The organism is Mesorhizobium sp. M7A.F.Ca.US.005.03.2.1, from assembly GCF_003997795.1.
In the GTDB taxonomy this organism is placed as follows: domain Bacteria; phylum Pseudomonadota; class Alphaproteobacteria; order Rhizobiales; family Rhizobiaceae; genus Mesorhizobium; species Mesorhizobium ciceri.
Window position 1 is genome coordinate 1 of record NZ_RZRP01001185.1, and the last position, 1,457, is coordinate 1,457.

Sequence of the window (1,457 nt, forward strand, 5' to 3'; positions counted from 1 at the left end):
GCCCTGTCCCAGCATCTCGCCAAGTTGCGGGCGCTCGACCTTGTCGACACCCGCCGCGACCGGCAGATGATTTACTACTCCTGCAAATCCGACGCCGTGCGAGAACTGCTTGTCATGCTGGACGGCATTTTCGGCAGCGGCAAGGATGACCTGTCCCAGATGGCGCACCGCTTGCGCCGTGCTGGAACCTGACCACACAGCCGCCGATCTCGCCGGCGATTCAGAGCGACATGCGCCGATTTGGGGCGCACAAAGCTGGCTGATTGTCCCGAATTGTCGCATCGTGCTTTCCAAACAAGGTGAGCGCCGGGAAGCGGTCCGGATTTTCGGGCCGATGCGACGGTCGCGAGGAATGCATGGATCCCATTCGCATCGACGACCCGCAAGATCCGCGCGTCGCTGCCTATCTCGACATTCGCGAGCGTGACCTCGCCGGCCGGCAAGGCCGCTTCGTCGCCGAAGGCAAGGTGGTGCTCGACCTGTTGCTCACAACTGGACGCTTTGCCGCCGAATCGGCCCTCGTCCTGGAAAACCGGCTGGCGGGTCTCGACAAGATCCTGAGCAAGGCGCCCGCCGACCTCCCGGTCTATGTGGCCACCAGCGCTGTGATGGACGCAATCGCCGGATTTCACATGCATCGCGGCATCCTGGCCATGGGCCGCAAGGGAGCGCCGCAGCCGGCCGAAGCCCTGCTCGATGGCTTGCCGCCTCGTGCGCTGGTCGTGGTGCTCGTCGGCATCGCCAACCATGACAATGTGGGCTCGATCTTCCGCAACGCCGCCGCCTTTGGCGCTGACGCGGTTTTGCTGGATGCGACGTGCTGCGACCCGCTCTATCGCAAGGCGATCCGCGTTTCGGTCGGCGCCGCGCTCAAGATCCCGTTCGCATCGTTCACCGACACCGCCGGCTTCACAACGATGCTCGCCCGACGTGGCTTCGAACAATTCGCGCTCTCGCCACGCGGGAAGACCGACATCCGCGATGCGCAGCGCAGCGAGCGCCTGGCGCTCTATCTCGGCACCGAGGGCGAAGGCTTGCCGGACGACCTGCTCGCAAGCCTGCACGACGTGCGGATCACCATGGCGGAAGGCTTCGACAGCCTGAATGTCGCCGCGGCTTCAGCCATCGCGCTGCATCATTTTTCGGCTAGAGCAATTCTAGGAAAAGTGTGAAGCGGTTTTCCGTCCAGAATTGCGTCAAAGCGAAGAATTAGGGCATTTCGCCGTTTCCGTGAAACGGTGAAATGCTCTAAGGAGACCTGATCTCAGCTTGTCGCGTCAGCCTTCTGCAGCGCGCGCACGCGGTCGGCAAGACTGCGGTCACCGTTGCCGGAGCGTGCGTCCGACGGTACCGCCAATGCCATGGCGATCGGCGAACCAGGCCCCTCGAGCTTGGCCGTCAGATGGACGACCTCCGCCGCCAGCTCGTTCATCTGCTCGCGCAAGGCGGAGCTGCTG

Annotated in this window: 1 protein-coding gene and 2 pseudogenes; 2 read left to right on the top strand and 1 reads right to left on the bottom strand. The window is 63.7% G+C overall.

The window, feature by feature from the left end:
* Positions 1 to 192, top strand: a pseudogene (locus EN991_RS36035) (helix-turn-helix transcriptional regulator); the annotation flags it as partial.
* A 164-nt stretch (positions 193 to 356) separates the two neighbouring features.
* Entirely contained in the window at positions 357 to 1,172 is an 816-nt protein-coding gene (locus EN991_RS36040) for an RNA methyltransferase (protein ID WP_127370508.1), read from the top strand.
* A gap of 92 nt (positions 1,173 to 1,264) precedes the next feature.
* On the opposite strand, the pseudogene EN991_RS36045 reads toward EN991_RS36040, so the two are convergent.
* A pseudogene (locus tag EN991_RS36045) lies at positions 1,265 to 1,457 on the bottom strand (hypothetical protein); the annotation flags it as partial.